1 rRNA gene is annotated in these 338 nt (G+C 41.7%); it reads right to left on the bottom strand.

From position 1 onward, the window contains the following. Positions 1-113 (bottom strand): 5S ribosomal RNA (rrf, locus tag H5187_RS24125); the annotation flags it as partial. Between the last annotated feature and the right edge of the window lie 225 nt (positions 114-338).

The raw sequence follows: 338 nt of genomic DNA, 5'->3' as shown, positions 1-338 counted from the left end.
CTGGCAATGTCCTACTTTCACATAGCAAATGCTACACTATCATCGGCGCTGTTTCGTTTCACTACTGAGTTCGGCATGGGGTCAGGTGGGTCCAAAACGCTATTGTTACCAAGCAAATAGGGTGCGAAGGAGTAATGACAAAGCACGTAGTGCTTACATTTCCTTTGCGCAAGGTGCCTCAACTTTAACGCTACGCGCTAAGAGTCACCTTATAAATTTGGAATTCTGATAATAAAAGTTTTCAGTAAATCTACTTTAGTCTATTAACTTCTTGCGCTATCAACTATCACATAAAACGCGTTTGGCGTTGTATGGTTAAGCCTCACGGGTAATTAGTA

Source organism: Pseudoalteromonas sp. SG44-1, assembly GCF_014164315.1.
Classification (GTDB): Bacteria; Pseudomonadota; Gammaproteobacteria; order Enterobacterales; family Alteromonadaceae; genus Pseudoalteromonas; species Pseudoalteromonas rhizosphaerae.
The sequence above is the reverse complement of the archived record's forward strand: the minus strand, read 5'-3'. Positions and strand labels throughout refer to the sequence as shown.